Here is a 15,826-nt window from a genome sequence, read left to right as displayed (position 1 = left end):
AAGACTCAGGTAGTCGCTCTGTGCATGGCTCGGTGTGGAGGGCGGGCAGGCATCGAATCAAGCCCTTCGCCGCACCTCAGCACAAAAGGCATCGCGCCCGCAGCGGGGCGTCCGACACACACGCAAACCCAGCGCGGGCGCCCCCGCTGGGCTGGCGTCAACCACGGCAATCGGTTTTGGGAAACGGAGCCACACCCCGGCGCCTCGGGTGCAGCGAGGGCTGGCCAGCAGCACCTATTTGCGCTGCGATAAGGCTGCGTGCTGCATCCATCGGATCGAGGCCTCGATGGCGGTGCGCAGCATATCAAGCGACAGCCCGCGCTTGGTCAGATAGCGCGTGGCGCCAGCTTTCATCGTGGCCGCAGCCAGCTCTTCGCTGCCGCGTCCCGACAGAACGATCACCGGTACAAAGGGATCGCGCGCCTTGAGATCCGCCAGTACCGAAAGACCATTGTTATCGGCGAGGTGATAGTCCAGCAGTACGCAATCTGCGTGCCATTTTTCAAACCGCGCCACGCCCTCGCTACCGCTGGCAGCGGTCTCGATCACGCAGGAGGGCAGCTCGCTGCAGAACCTGCGCAGCATCTCGGTGTCCTCCGGGCTGTCATCGACAATCAGAACCTTGGTCATTTTGCGTCCGCCAATCTCGCCTCGCCCGTCACAGAAATCGCCTCTTCACCTTTCGCATTGGGCAGCGAAAAGTAAAAGGTAGTCCCCTCTCCGGGGGTGGTTTCAAATGCGATCAACTGGCCGTAACTTTCCACGATTTCTTTGGCAAAGGAAAGGCCTAGACCATTTCCCCCGGTGCCGGGCAAGCGTCGCATGCCAGAGTGTTTGCCCCGCACGCCCGGCTGGAAAATCTGCCCCTGATCCTCGGTCGCGATGCCGATGCCGTTGTCGCGCACATAAAACACATGCAAGAGCCCGCTGTCGTCGGGGGTGTCCTCGCTCAGATAGCCGACGCGCACAACCGGAGTGTCGGACCGATTGTAGATCAGACCATTGGCGATAAGGTTCTGAAACACGACCTTGGCTTTGGCTCGGCTGGCATGCACGCGCGGCAAGGGCGTCTCCACGCGGAGCTCCCCCTTGGTCTCTGTCAGAAGCTCTGCAAGCTCGGTGCGGATCTCATCGACCACGTCACCGGTTTCGATGTCGGCGATGTCACTGCCCTTGCCGCGATGCTGAGCAGAGGCCAACAGATCCGAAATCGTGGTCTCCATCTGTGCGCAGAGCTGCTCGATACGGCAGATTTCCTCCGGCAGCGCCTCTGCCGCGCGCTCCTGCAGCGCCTGAACCTGCCACTGGATGCCGCGCAGCGGTTCCTTGAGATCGTGAGAGGCAATATCGGCAAAACTGTCGAGTTCCCGGTTCGAGCGCTCGAGTTCGTCCACCAGGACCTCAAGCTGGCGCGATTGCTGCAACAGGCGGGCCTGACGTTCCTGCGCGCGCGAGCGCTGCATCTTTTGCCAGATGCCAAAGCCAAGCGCGAACAGAAGGAACGCAAGCCCAAGCGCCAGCAGCATGCGCAGCCGGGCAGACGTCCAGAAGGTGGGAGTGCCAAACCACTCCTGCTGCAGCCGCTCATAATCCTCCGAGATCAGATAGGCCGGGATCACCGCGTTCAGCGCCTCCCGGACCTCCCCCAGCCCCAATCGCAATGCAGGCCCGGACTCGGATGTATAAAAGGGCTCCCGGCTGATGAGGACCTTGTCGCGCAGGTGGTTTCGCTCAAGATGCGATGTGAAGGCAGAGTTGGGCGCCAACACGGCATCCACCTGCCCTTGCAGCAGCGCGTTCATGATGCCGTCCTTGCCCTCGTGATACGAAAGCGTCAGACCGCCATGCACCTCCGCCAACTGGGCGGCGTTCTTGCCATCCTCGACCCCGACCCTGAGCCCGATCAGATCATCCAGACCCTGCGGCGCAATCGCCGCCTCATGCAGGGTGAAGATTGAAAACGGCACCCGATGCACGGGAAAGGTAAAATCCATTCGCGCGCGACGGGTCGGGTTCGAGGCCATCATCGGCATAACATCCACCCCACCCTGTCGCGGGCCGCGGCCAAATTCGGCGTCGGTAATACGCTGATAGCGCAGTTTGAGCCCGGCCCGTTCCGCGAGGCTCTCAAGAATTTCGACCCCGAACCCGCCCGGCGTGCCATCCTCAGAGATCGACACAAAAGGCGGCACATGATGTACCCCCACGGTCAGCGTGTCCGGCACAGGCGCCGGAATAGCCAGCAGGTATTTCTCGCGCAGCGCCTGCAGGCTGCCCTTGGCCTCAAGTTGGGGCAGCACCGCATTGATCCGCTCCAGAAGCTCCGGCCGGCTCTGGTGCACCACCACGCCACGTGTTGTTTCCAAAAGCGGCGGGTCCAAAAAGGCAATCCGACCATCCAGACGCGCAGCACGCAACATGGCAAAGGTCACATTGGTGGAGTAGGACATTGCATCCGCCTGCCCCGACAATACCGAAACCAACGCCGCCTCGGGATTAGTATGATTCACCAGCGTGGCCCCCGGCAACAAGTCCGGATCAGAGCCTAGGATCGGTGGGATCACCGCGACGCGCTTGCCGTCCAGATTGGTTGGATCAAACTGCTCGGCCCGTTCCGTTGGCACCGCAAGGGAGACCGTGATCCGCGCGATGGGATCGGAAATCCGGTTCTGGGGCTGAAAAACGTCAATCAAATCAACACCGGCGAGCATATCCGTCTCGCCACGCGCCTGCGCGGCTGTGACCTCATCGATACGGTCATAGTGGCGAAACTCAATGTCAAAGCCCGCCTCTTGGGCGAGCATCTGCGCCAGCTCCACTGTAAATCCGCTTGGCTGACCCTCTGCATCGGACATCATCATCGGCGGAGCTTCGGTCCATGGGACCCGCACGGTCTCCTGAGATTGCGCCAGAGAGGCGCCCATCAAGAGAGCCAAGGCACACGCAAAGGTCAACAGACCCAAGAAGAGCATGCGCAGCCCCCCCATCTCAGAGGATCTCGTTCAGTGCATCACGCGACAGCGGCTTTTCATAGAACCCGTCGATGTCGGGATGGTCTTCTGTGCGCTGGCGGTGCGTTGGGTCGATGGAGGACGAGCAGACAAAAAGCCGCGCATGCCCTTTTAGTTCAGGATAAAGCGAATGATAGACATCCGCGAATTGAAACCCGTTCAGTCTGGGCATGTCGATATCGACAAAGATGAAGTCCACAGGCGCCTTTCCGGGGGTCTTCAGATATTCGAGCGCCTCATCCGCATAGGCAAATTCGATCAATCTTGCTTCCGGATCGAGCTTGCGCAGGTTGCGTTTGAAAAAATAGCGATCCGCATCGCAGTCGTCGATCAACAGGATCCGGGGGGACGAGGTCGTCATGGCGTCACGCTCCGTCTGGGGCGGCAGGGGCTGCCGGTAGGGTGAAACGGAAGCTGGCGCCGCCGGTCTCGGCTTCGACCACCTCGAGCTGCCCACCGTGGATGGACACAATCTGATCGCACATCGCCAGACCAAGGCCGCTGCCTTCGATCTCTGACTCGACATGCAATCGTGAAAAGAGCTCAAACACCCGCGCGCGATCCTGCGGCGCGATACCTATGCCGGTATCATCCACCCGGAGCCCCACGCGGCCATAGGGGGCGTTGATCGCGGCAATCGTGATCTTCAACGGTCGCGCCGGATCGCGGAATTTCAAGGCGTTGCTCAGAAGGTTCCGCATCAGGCGCACCAGCAGCTCCGGGGTGCCAGATACAGCGGGCAAAGGCTCGACCACGATTTCCGCATTGGCCTGCGCCACCGTGTCCTCGAGATCGACAAGACATGCGTCGATGATCTGCGCAAGATCACAGGGTTCAAACCGGGTGGTCTGATCCTGCAAACGCGCATAGTCCAGAACCGCATTCACCCGCGCTTTAAGCCGCTGCGTGCCCTGCTGCAAAAAGCGCATGAGCTCGTGAATATCGGCGTCCAGCGTCTTGGGGAGTTCCTCGTCGAGCGCCTGAACGCTGCCCTCGATGGTGTTCAGCGGTTGCTTGAGATCATGCGCCAGAACATAGGCGAAGCGGCGCATGTCATCAGCGCGTTTCTCAATGTCATCCTCGCGCGCCCTGAGGTCACTGATGTTCTGGTGAACGCCGATCATGCGCAAGGGGCGATGGTCCTGCCCCCAATCGGTCACTTGACCGCGGCTCCTGATCCAGACCTCCTCACCCTCCTTGGTGAGATAGCGCGCCTCGATCAGGAAGGGCACCTCGCCGCGCGCGTTCACATGTGCCCGATACGCCTCGTGAAACTGCGGTCGGTCATCGCTGTGGATCAGGCCCTGCCACGCTGAGGAATTTGGCGCCAGTTCCCCGACGCCAAAGCCCAGGAACTCCACAAAACGGCGACTGATATAGAGTTTATCCTCTGGGATATTCCAATCCCAATAGCCGGATTCCTCGCTCTCCAGCACACTGGACAGGATTTCGCTCTGACGCCGGGCCTCCTGCTCGAGCAGTTTGGTATCCGTGATGTCGAGCAAGGTGATCACCACCCCATGCGAGTCTCCGCGCTGGCGGTTAAAGCGGCGCACGCGGGTCTGTACAAAACCGCCATCGCGCCGACGCAGCTCGCGTTGGGTTTCCTCGCCCTGATCCCGCGCCAGCCGGGCATCATCCACCAGCAGCGTGACAGCCTCGGGCAGCAGCGCGGTGGCAAAGCTCTCGAGCGGGCGACCCAGATCGCTGTGTTTGAGATCCAGATAGCGCGTCACCCCGGCACTGAAGCGGCGAATGCACATATCGGTGTCGAGCAACAAGATCCCCAGAGCTGCCGTCTCCAGCAGGTTGTCGACATCCGCATTCACCTCTTCGAGCTCGGCGATGCGATCAATGTTCTCGCTGTTCACCGTATGGAGCTCTTCATTGATGCTCTGGGTTTCCTCGTTGTTGGCCTGCAGCTCCTCGTTTGCGGCGATCAACTCCTCATTGGCGGCCTGCAACTCCTCGTTCGAAGCACCAAGATCCTGCGCCGTCACCCCGAGCATCTCCTGAAGCGAGCGCACCTCGCTCTCGAGATGTTCGATATAGGCGCTCCTCTCGATCTGAGGTTCTTCGTCACTGTTCTCGGCCGCCGCTTTGGGCAGGGTCTGCGTGATCTGCCGCACAAAAAGCGCAACAGCAGAGGCATGGCCTTCCCAGATGATCTTGCGCGCAGACACTGACACGGTTCGCACGCTGTCACCCTCGATCAGACGCATATCCGAGGCCTGTGCGGTGGTCTGATCCTCGACACCACGGACCACCAGCGCGATGGAACTACGCAGACGATCATCGCAGAGATCGAAGATGTTGGTGGAGAACCCGCCTTCGGGAATATGCAGAAGGGTCTGCATATTCCCGAATGTTTTCAGAATATTGGAACCCTGATCCAGCACGCAGATCGACATCTGGCCAGCCTCTAGGGAAAACTGGAACAGCGCGCTGAGGTCATCCTGGATTGACAGACCTGAGGACATCATGCGCCGCGTTCGCGGCAGCATCCCAAGGGCTGGCATCTGCGTGGCCAGCTTGGCCCGCCCACTGCCCGCACGCGCCACGCGCTTGTTACGAAAGATACGCTCCTTGCCCATGAAATACTCGAACCGCACCCCGTCAGAGCCGGGTGTCTCTGCCGCGCCCAGCAGCAGATAGCCGTTTATCCTGAGGGACATGGAGAAGTTCACCATGACTTTGGCCTGCACATCGGGGCCGAGATAGATCAGCAGGTTCCGGCACACGATAAGATCGGTCCGCGTATAGGGCGGATCAAGCGTAATGTCGTGGACCGCAAAAACGATCTGGCTGCGAATGGTGGGCGAGATCGCGAATGTGCCCGGATGATGCGTGATATATCCCGCGTTGCGATAGGCCTCGGGAATTTCTTCCAGCGTGTGATCGGGATAGATGCCCTGTTTGGCGGTGTTGATCGCGTTTTCATTCACATCGGTGGCATAGATCCGGAAATCACGCTCGATCTGGTTGTCGTCGCGAAACTTCTGCAACAGCATCGCAAGCGTATAGGCCTCTTCCCCCGTGGAGCAGCCCGCCGACCACACCCGCAAAGGCTGATCAGTGTCGCCTTCTGCAAACAGACGTTCCAGCACCCGGGTTTCCATCGCCTGCCAGACTGGCAGATCCCGAAAGAAGTTGGTCACTCCGACCAGAAACTCGCGGTAGAGGAGTTGGACTTCGCCGGAGTTTTCGCCGAGATAGCTCAGGTAATCTTCAAGATTGCTCAGCCCAAGAAACCCCATACGCCGGGCGATCCGGCGCTGCAGAGTCGGCTCCTTGTAGAGCGCAAAATCGATCTCGGCCTGTTTGCTGACCGTTTCCAGGATCGCGCGAAAGCTGTCCTGCGCACCGTCGAAAATCTCGTCCACGTCCGAGATCCCACGGTCTCGCAAATCGATAAACCTGGATATTTCACCAACAATATCATCAGGTTGCAGCACCTGATCTACAAGCCCGGTGGCGATGGCCTGTTGCGGCATCCCGTCAAACCCGCAGGTGGCGGGCTCCTGCGCGATCACCAGCCCCTCACGGTCCTTGATCGAACGCAACCCACGGCTGCCGTCCGAGCCGGTACCTGACAGGATCACACCGATGGCACGCTTGCCCACAGCCTCGGCCAGCGAGCGAAAGAAGATGTCGATCGGCAGGTTCAGCGCCGGGCGCGGTTGCGGCGCCAAAAGCGAGAACCGCAACCCCTCATGAACAGGCTTGGATGCTGAAGGGGCGGCGCTGGATCCGATCACACGATCATCCAAATCGTCCTCGGTGCCCTGGATGACGATATTGGCCCCCGGTGGGATGACATAGATATGCTTTGGCTCGACGCGCATGTTGTCGGACACCTCGACAACCTTGTGCTGCGTCTCTCGCCCGAGGATTTCAGTCATCACGGATTTGTAGTCCGGCGACAGGTGCTGAACGACCACGAAACTATGCGCAAAATCCACAGGCACACGCGCCAGAAGCTGCTTGATGGCATCAAGCCCCCCGGCAGAGGCCCCGACACCAACAATGTAGAACCGCTCATCGACCTTGCCGATCTTGCGGTGCGCCCCGGTTTGCGCAGGGTGTAGCGGCGAGATGTTGTTTTCTGTCATGGTCGTTGTTGAACCGCCTACCCAGTCTTGAGTACCAATCTTGAGTACCAGTCTTATGTACCGGTCATGTTTCACCGGCACTACCTGACCGGTGTTACCGTCCCGGTCCCGATTTACCCCGGTCCCGACTTACTAAGGCGCGATATTTCGGACCTCTTGCTCAGACAATCCGCAGGCTCCGCCCTCAAAACCTCAGGTCGCCGCGCAACCTATGCGCAAGCCTAGCTGGTGTCTCTTGTCAGGTCCAGCGTGCATCGCGCCCTAAGTCCCTGCCAAAGCGGCAAATTATGCAGCTCGATTTTCATCACAATCGCTGCCCTGGCGCGCGTGATGCGGCGCTTCCGTCAGTCATGTTCGCCGAGGGGCGCAGCGCACTGGAAATGGCACGTGCTGCGGGAGCTTAGAAATGGTCGGCGTCCCTCCCCCGCCTCTCGCCCTCACACGGTATCCCCGCCTTTTGGTCAGGTGGATGCCACGGCCAAAGCCAAAACAAGTGCTGCATGGCACGAATGCTGTTCACCGCCGCATCGCGCACAGGAAAAACGAAAAAGAGCGGCCGTGAACCGGCACGCTCTTGGTTTGTGGCCTGAGGGGGCAGGCGCGCCCTAGAACTCTTGCGCAGGGCACGCGTGGAGTGTCAGAAATCCGACCATCTTTCATTTGCGCGCTTTGGTTGGGGCACGTCGTCCACCTCGTCGGCAGCCAGGTCGACGGTGACCGGGGTCGCCTCGGTGGCGCTGTCTTGCCACTCTTCCCCGTGAGCTGTGGGTTTTGCAGCTTCTGCCGGAACCGGCAAGGCCTTGGGCGCCTCTTCGGATTTGGCGTCTTTCTGCGTGCGGAACCGGCTCACAAATTCTGCAAGACGCTGCGAGTCCTGGCGCAAGAGATGCGAAGCCGCTGTGTTCTCTTCGACCATAGCCGCGTTCGCCTGAGTGACTTGATCAAGCTGCGACATGCCCACGTTGATTTCGATGAGCGCGGTCGATTGTTCTTGCGAAGATTTGGCGATCTCTTCGATGAGGCCTGCGATTTCCTTCACCTGATCCACGATCTGTGTCAGCGCATCGCCGGTCTTGCCAACCATCTGCACCCCGCGCCCGACCTGCTCGCCACTGGTTTCGATCAGGGTCTTGATTTCCAACGCCGCTTCGGAGGACCGCTGGGCGAGGCTGCGCACCTCGGAGGCAACAACCGCAAAGCCGCGTCCCGCCTCACCTGCGCGTGCGGCCTCAACCCCTGCGTTCAGGGCCAAGAGGTTGGTCTGGAACGAAATATCGTCAATGACGCTAATGATCTGGCTGATCTGTTGCGAAGAGCTCTCGATCCCGTTCATCGCCTCAATGGTTTCGGTCACGATCACACCGCTGTTCTCGGCCATGCCGCGCGCCTGGCTGACGGTGTGCTCCACATTCATGACGTGTTCATTGGCAGATTTGACGCTCGCCGTGACTTCTTCTAGCGCGGCGGCGGTCTCTTCAAGCGTGGCGGCCTGGCTTTCGGTGCGCGAAGACATGTCGTCCGCAGATTCGCTCAGCTCCGCAGCACCTTTGGAGATGCTACTGGCCACCTCGCGCACCTCTTCGATCACATCGCTCAACTCCGTCATCGCATCATTGATGCTGTAGCGCAGTTTCTTGTGTTCGACCGGGAAAAACTCGAGGATATGGTTGCGAAAGTCGCCTTTGGCGAGGTTCATCAAGGCCTTGCTGAGCGTGCGGACAACCATCTCATTGCCCTCCTGGATCACACGCTCGCGTTCTTTGGCCGCAGCCCCTTCCTGCAAGCGCCCCTGCAGGTGAACCAATGTCTCGGAAATAAAGCCCACCTCGTCGCGCTGATCGCAACCCGAGATTTCCTCTTCATAGTTTTCGTCAGCGAGGCTCTCCACATGGCCCGCAAGGCGTTCGAGGCGTTTTACCAGGCCGCGCACCGCCATGCTCGAGATGCCAACAACCAACGCGATGGTAATGGCCAATTCGATCACGGCGCTGCGTATCGCCGTGTTGACAACTGCCATCGCCTCATCGTGGTTGATTTCCAGCACCAGCCCCCATTCGCTCCCGTTGGGAACGGTCACGCTGGTCGTGGCCGCGAGGACCTCATCCCCATGCATCCCCACCACGGGATCAAAATAGCCGGACTGGCCCGAGAGGGCGCTCTTGATCTGTTCGCGCTCCGGCAACGCCTCGAAGGCGGCAAACCCACCCTCACGAGGGGACGCGGTCAGAGACAGCCCTTGCTCATTGACCAGATAGACCACGCCGGTTTCGCCAAGTTGCTCGGATTGCGACAGAATATGCATGATGCCATCAAGCGGGAACTGAACCGCCAGCACCCCGATGCGCTCTCCCTCGAGAAACACGGGCGTCGACATGAACATCGCCTGCGCGCCGGCACTGGGCGCATAGGGCGCCATGGAACTCATGAAGAACTGCCCCTCTGCGAGGGTCAGCCCATTGCGGTAGACTTGGCCTAGACCGCTTTCCTTGTATTTCCCGGTTTCAAAGTTCAGGCCAAAATCATCCTCCTTGAACACCGAATAGATCAGGTTCCCGTCCAGATCGAAGAGGAAGACATCATAATAGCCATGAGCGCGAAGATGCGCGCGCAGACCGGCGTGATGGCGTTCATGCACCTGTGACCAAGCCGAGCCATCCTCGGCGGTATTCAGGACATCTTTCTGGCCGACCGGGTTGGGGTTATCGTCAATATAGAGACTGCGCAGCGCCGAGGACGCCTCCCCGTCAAAAGTCTGCCAGGCCTCCGAGAATTCCTGTGTCGCCAATCTGACGGCGTAGCTGTCAGAAAGAGCGACGACCTCTGCCTCAACTTCGGCAAGCCAGTATTCCAGCGCGTCTTTGCGCCCCTCCACAACACCGAGGAAGGAGACTTCATGCTCGCGTTCCACCGCCTGCTTCATCTGGAACAACTGCAGCGCGCCTGAAACGAGCACAATCACGACAACTGGAAATACAATCAAAAGGGGTAATTTCAAACCGAGTTTAAGATTACTCAAACGCAACATCTTCGATCCCTCGTTTACAATCCGCCCCGGAACAACATTCGAGGCGGCACATCAAACCTGTAACCTGGCGAAAAAATAAGCAGATATGCCTTTAAACTTCATGAATCTAACGTTTTGCTGCCACTTTGCGGCCTGATTTCGCTTCCCTTGCGCTAAGTTCACGAACCGTCAATTTCTGGGAAACCTTTGCGCTCACAGCCGCGCAATTTTTACTCCAGGACCGCTCTGATTGAAAAAAGGCGCCTCCCAATAGGAGACGCCCTTTGTTGTTCAAAGACCGAATGTGCCATCCGATGGGCCGGATTCTGGCGGTCGGTCTGACCTTTCCAGACTGCGCGCCGCGGACGTCACCTGTGAGCATATTGCCCCCAGAAAGCCGTCTGCGCCGCGCAGAGGTGTTTAGAAATGCGCCGAGCGCGTTCCTGCCGGTTTTTCGACCGGAGGGGCAAATTTGGTGAGGTCAATACCCTCCACGGCGGTCTTGTATTCCTCGATCGTTGGCGTGCGACCCAGAATGGCCGAGAGCACCACAACCGGGGTCGAGGCAAGAAGGCTCTCGCCTTTCTTCTCGGCGGCATCTTCCACCACACGGCCCTGGAACAGGCGGGTCGATGTGGCCAGAACGGTGTCACCCTTGGCGGCCTTTTCCTGGTTGCCCATGCAGAGGTTACAGCCCGGACGCTCCAGATAGAGGATGTTTTCATACTCGGTCCGCGCCTGCGATTTCGGGAACAGATCGTCGAACTCAAAGCCCGAGTATTTCTGCAGGATCTCCCAGTCACCTTCGGCCTTCATCTCGTCGATGATGTTGTAGGTCGGCGCGGCCACCACGAGCGGAGCCTTGAACTCGACCTTGCCGTTGGCTTTCTCGAGGTTCTTGAGCATCTGCGCCACGATCTTCATGTCTCCCTTGTGCACCATGCAGGAGCCCACAAAGCCAAGATCGACCTTTTTCTCTGCGTTATAGAAAGAGATCGGACGGATGGTGTCGTGGGTGTAGCGCTTGGAGACGTCCTCGTTGTTGACGTCCGGGTCGGCAATCATCGGCTCGTTGATCTCGTCGAGATCGACCACCACTTCGGCGTAATACTTGGCGCTGTCGTCGGGCGACAGGGCCGGCTTCTCACCGGAGCGGATCTCGGCGATGCGCTTGTCGGCCTTGTCGATCAGCCCCTGGAGGGTACCCGCCTCGTTGTCCATGCCTTTGTCGATCATGATCTGGATGCGGCTCTTGGCGAGCTCGAGCGAGCCGATGAGCGTATCGTCATTGGAGATACAGATCGACGCCTTGGCCTTCATCTCGGCCGTCCAGTCGGTGAAGGTAAAGGCCTGGTCTGCCAGGAGCGTGCCGATGTGGACCTCGATGACGCGGCCCTGGAAGACGTTGTCGCCATGCTGCTTGAGCATCTGCGCCTGGGTGGCGTGAACCACATCGCGGAAGTCCATATGGTCGGCCATCTTGCCCTTGAAGGTCACTTTGACCGACTCGGGGATTGGCATGGTCGCCTCACCGGTTGCCAGCGCCAGCGCCACGGTACCCGAGTCCGCACCAAAGGCCACGCCTTTGGACATGCGGGTGTGGCTGTCGCCGCCGATGATGATGTCCCAGTCATCCACGGTGAGGTCGTTCAGCACCTTATGGATCACGTCGGTCATCGCGTGATACTGATCCTTTGGATCGCGCGCGGTGATCAGGCCGAAGTTGTTCATGAACTTCATCAGACGCGGAATGTTGGCCTGTGCCTTCTTGTCCCACACGGACGCGGTGTGACAGCCGGACTGATAGGCCCCATCCACGGTCGGCGAGATCACGGTGGCCGCCATGGCCTCCAGTTCTTGCGAGGTCATGAGACCAGTGGTGTCCTGAGAGCCGACAATGTTGACCTTCACGCGCACGTCAGAGCCCGCATGGAGCGTCTTGCCCGGCGTGCTGCCCACGGCATTGCGGTTAAAGATCTTTTCAACCGCAGTCAGGCCCTGGCCCTCGTGGCTGACTTCTTTCGCCGGTGCAAAGACCAGCGGCGCCTCGATGCCGAGGGTCTCGGCCGCAAATGTCTGCAGTTTCTTGCCAAAGACGATGGCATAAGAGCTGCCCGCCTTCATGAACTCGACCTTCTGGGGCGTAAACGCGGACGAGACATCCACCAGCTCCTCGCCGTCTTCGCTCAGGAGCTTCTTGTTCTTGGTGTCGATCTTCAGCACCGTGCCGGTTTCAACAGAATACTTCTGCTCCAGCACCGGGTTGCCGTCGTTGTTGAGGATCGCCTTGCCGTCGCTATCGACCTTCTTGACCCAGTTCTTGAGGTCGAGGCCAATGCCGCCGGTCACGCCCACGGTGGTGAGGAAAATCGGCGAGATGCCATTGGTGCCCGCAACCACAGGGGCATAGTTCACAAACGGCACATAGGGGCTGGCTTGTTTGCCGGTCCAGAGCGCCACGTTGTTGACGCCGGACATCCGCGAGGAGCCCACGCCCATGGTGCCTTTTTCCGCGATCAGCATCACGCGCTTGTCGGGGTGCTGCAGCTTCAGCGCCTCGATCTCCTTTTGCGCCGCCTCGGAGATCATGCATTTGCCATGCAGTTCCCGATCCGAACGCGAGTGCGCCTGATTGCCCGGGGACAGAAGGTCGGTGGAGATATCGCCTTCGGCGGCGATGTAGGTCACGACCTTGATCTCATCATCCACATCGGGAAGCTTGGTAAAGAACTCGGCCTTGGCGTAGCTCTCGAGGATCTCACGCGCAATCGCATTGCCAGCCTTGTAAGCTGCTTCGAGACGATCGGTGTCCGCCTCATAGAGGAACACCTGTGTCTTCAGCACGTCTGCGGCCTGCTGGGCGATCCCTGCATCCTCACCGAGGGCCAGATCCAGAAGCACCTCGACCGAGGGACCACCCTTCATGTGCGACAGCAGTTCAAAGGCGAACTCGGGCGTGATTTCAGCCACCTCGGCCTCGCCCAGAATGATCTCTTTGAGAAACGCCGCCTTGACACCTGCAGCGCTCGTGGTGCCGGGCAAGGTGTTGTAAATGAAGAACTTCAGAGAGTCTTCACGATGCTCGCTCCCGGTGTCCTTGATCTGCGCAATCAATTCCGCAACCAGCGCGCCATCGTCGATGGGCTTGGGGTGCAGCCCCTCGCCTTTGCGGGTTTCGATCTCATTTAGGTAGTCTGTGTACAAGCTCATGACGGTCCCGACGATCCTGTGTAAGAAAAAGCCTGAAACGGGGGTCGCAAACGCTCTTGGCGAGCCGTGACAAGCTTGCTGTATGCGGCAGTATACCAATGCAGAATGACTTGCAAGCCGTTCCCGCATGGTTGGTTTACCGACGCTTGATTAGCACATCTGCGCTCAGATGCACCTCATCTCCGGCCTTCTTTCGCCATATTTATCGCGCAAGTGATGAAACCTGCATCATTGCACATCACACACGGTATCACCGGGAGGCCCGCCTGTGTCCTATTCAAAGTCACCGCCCTCCCTCGCGGGATCGGATCAGCACGCCCGGAGCGTGCGCGCAGGTCTGCGTCCGCTCAGTGGCATTGGTGCTGCGACCGAGGTGCTGACGCGCACGGGCTATAAACATGCCTCTAAGCTTAGCGTGGGCGACCATGTGATCACCCGCGACCGTGGTCTTCAGCCCATCACGCGTATCACCCGCCAATTCGCGCGCAGCCGGATGGTCCGCTTTGCGGCCGAGGCTCTGGGCACAGACAAGCCCGAGCAGGACGTCCTTCTCCCTGCCCGCCAGTTGGTGTTGGTCCGGGATTGGCGGGCTGAGGCACTCTTTGGCCGCCACGAGGCGCGCGTGCAGGCGGCGGCGCTCATTGACGATCACTATATCACCGAGGCCGGCATGCAGCAGTTGGACTGTGTGCAGATCTGGCTCGACGCGCCGTCCGTCCTCTATGTGCGCGGCATGGAAGTGCTGAGCGCGCATGCCTTCGACGATACCTTGGCCCCGAGGGTCGTCCCTATCCCGCAGGCATGCCGCCCGCTCTAGAGCCCCAACTTGCGAAACACATGGGGCAGTTGCTCAGGCAAATCCTCTGCGATCAGCCCCGGACCAAACTGCCGCGCGCAGTCGGCATGTAACCAGGCCCCCGTTGTGGCCCCATCATGGGCGGCAAGACCGCGCGCAAGAAGCCCCGTGATAAACCCAGCAAGCACGTCCCCGGCCCCCGCGGTCGCCAGCCAGGGCGCCGCGCGCGCGCCAGCGGCGTCATGAATCGCGCAGTCGCCGGCTTCATCTGCAATCACTGTATCGGCCCCTTTGAACAGGATGGTGCAACCCGCGCGCGCTGCGGCGTCGCGGGTGGCGTCCACCTTGGAATAGGCGGGTCCGCGCGTTGCGGGCTCTGCGAGCCGCTGCGCAAGATCCGGAAACAGCCGCGCAAACTCTCCCCCATGTGGGGTCAGAACGCAGTTTTTGTGCAGCTGGTCGAACAGCGCATCCGGCGCGTCAGAGTAGGCTGAGAGCGCATCTGCATCCAGAACCGTTGCCCGCCCTGCCGCCAGCGCCACCGGCACAAGCGCCCGCGCCCGCTCATGCCCCAGCCCCGGCCCGAGACAGAGCGCATTGATCCGCGCATCCTGCAGAACAGCCTCCAACCCGTCCGCTCCCTCGACGCGGCGCAGCATCACGGCGGTGACATGGCCTGCCACCTCCATCTGCGCGGCAGGGGACACACCCAGCGTCACCAATCCCGCGCCGATCCGAAGCGCCCCGCGCGCCGCCAACCGCGCCGCCCCCGTCTGTCCCGCTCCGCCAGACAAGATCAGCGCATGGCCATAGGAAAACTTATGCGCGCCAGACCCCTTCGCGAGGTCCGCGTGATCCGGTGCATCAAAAGATACTGTGGGCACCGCTGCGACGGGCAGCTCATGGCCCTCCAACCCGATCGAGGCCACCCTCACCGTCCCGCAGTGCTGCGGCCCTTCCGCCAACACATGCCCCAGCTTCTGTGCATGAAAGGTGACCGTCAGATCCGCCTGCACCGCAGCCGCCCCGATCACACGCCCGCTGTCACTGCAAAGCCCCGAGGGCACATCAATCGCCACCACATTCCGTGCGACCTCACAGATCACTCCCAGCGGCAAATCCACTGGACGCGTCAACCCCGTCCCAAAAAGCGCATCCACAACCAGATCCGCGTGCTGCACCTTGGTCCCTGACGCAAGCGTTGCCGCATCAAGGCGATGCACGTCACCAAGCGCGCACCAGCGCTGGTAATTCACCTTGGCATCTGCTGGCAGTTTCGCCGCATCCCCGTAGAAAAAAACCTCCACCGCCCAGCCCCGGAGCTTCAGCAGCCGCGCCACCACAAAGCCGTCACCGCCATTGTTGCCCGGCCCGCAAAGCACCACGGCGCGCTTCAGCTTTTCAGAAATATCCCGGGGGACGGCCGCAGGCCGGGGGGCAGCGCCCCCGTCAGCCCGACCGGCAAACTCCGGCCAGTGCTCAAGAATCGCCGCCACAACCGCGTTGCCCGCGCATTCCATAAGCTCGCAACCCGTCACAGCCCCGCTCGCAATTGCCGCCTGCTCCAGCGCGCGCATCTGCTGCGCGGTCACAACCTCAACCATCTCCACCCCTCCGATTCACTTCTGCCTATTTTTTAACCACACCGATTAAATATTCATCGCACCCGCCGAAATCTGCATCAAACGACCGG

At 60.2% G+C, this 15,826-nt stretch carries 8 protein-coding genes; 1 reads left to right on the top strand and 7 read right to left on the bottom strand.

Features of this window, described 5'->3' with window-relative positions; translation table 11 throughout:
• Positions 1 to 234 precede the first annotated feature (234 nt).
• The 6 genes from TM1040_RS09490 to TM1040_RS09465 all read right to left on the bottom strand — a co-directional run bounded on the left by TM1040_RS09490 (position 235) and on the right by TM1040_RS09465 (position 13,337).
• A complete protein-coding gene (locus TM1040_RS09490; protein ID WP_011538374.1) occupies positions 235 to 630 on the bottom strand; it encodes a response regulator in 396 nt (131 codons plus the stop codon).
• Entirely contained in the window at positions 627 to 2,972 is a 2,346-nt protein-coding gene (locus tag TM1040_RS09485) for a transporter substrate-binding domain-containing protein (RefSeq protein WP_011538373.1), read from the bottom strand. Before TM1040_RS09485 ends, TM1040_RS09490 begins: the two co-directional genes overlap by 4 nt.
• A 16-nt stretch (positions 2,973 to 2,988) precedes the next feature.
• Complete coding sequence (locus TM1040_RS09480; RefSeq protein WP_011538372.1) at positions 2,989 to 3,372, bottom strand: response regulator; 384 nt, start codon at positions 3,370 to 3,372, stop codon at positions 2,989 to 2,991.
• A 4-nt stretch (positions 3,373 to 3,376) separates the two neighbouring features.
• Positions 3,377 to 7,123, bottom strand: a complete 3,747-nt coding sequence (locus tag TM1040_RS09475; protein ID WP_011538371.1) for a chemotaxis protein CheB — start codon at positions 7,121 to 7,123, stop codon at positions 3,377 to 3,379.
• A 637-nt stretch (positions 7,124 to 7,760) separates the two neighbouring features.
• Complete coding sequence (locus TM1040_RS09470) at positions 7,761 to 10,043, bottom strand: methyl-accepting chemotaxis protein (RefSeq protein ID WP_254658887.1); 2,283 nt, start codon at positions 10,041 to 10,043, stop codon at positions 7,761 to 7,763.
• A 504-nt stretch (positions 10,044 to 10,547) separates the two neighbouring features.
• On the bottom strand, positions 10,548 to 13,337 hold the full coding sequence (locus tag TM1040_RS09465) for a bifunctional aconitate hydratase 2/2-methylisocitrate dehydratase (RefSeq protein WP_011538369.1): 2,790 nt from the start codon (positions 13,335 to 13,337) through the stop codon (positions 10,548 to 10,550).
• A gap of 268 nt (positions 13,338 to 13,605) precedes the next feature.
• Here TM1040_RS09465 and TM1040_RS09460 point away from each other — a divergent pair, with 268 nt between their 5' ends.
• Positions 13,606 to 14,154 carry a Hint domain-containing protein gene (locus tag TM1040_RS09460; protein ID WP_011538368.1) on the top strand — a complete coding sequence of 183 codons (549 nt, stop codon included), beginning with the start codon at positions 13,606 to 13,608 and terminating at the stop codon, positions 14,152 to 14,154.
• On the opposite strand, the gene TM1040_RS09455 is transcribed toward TM1040_RS09460, so the two are convergent.
• Positions 14,151 to 15,737 (bottom strand): bifunctional ADP-dependent NAD(P)H-hydrate dehydratase/NAD(P)H-hydrate epimerase, encoded by a 1,587-nt coding sequence (locus tag TM1040_RS09455; RefSeq protein ID WP_011538367.1) that lies wholly within the window; start codon positions 15,735 to 15,737, stop codon positions 14,151 to 14,153. The genes TM1040_RS09460 and TM1040_RS09455 overlap by 4 nt on opposite strands.
• Between the last annotated feature and the right edge of the window lie 89 nt (positions 15,738 to 15,826).

This window comes from Ruegeria sp. TM1040, from assembly GCF_000014065.1.
Taxonomy (GTDB): Bacteria; Pseudomonadota; Alphaproteobacteria; order Rhodobacterales; family Rhodobacteraceae; genus Epibacterium.
The sequence above is the reverse complement of the archived record's forward strand: the minus strand, read 5'-3'. Positions and strand labels throughout refer to the sequence as shown.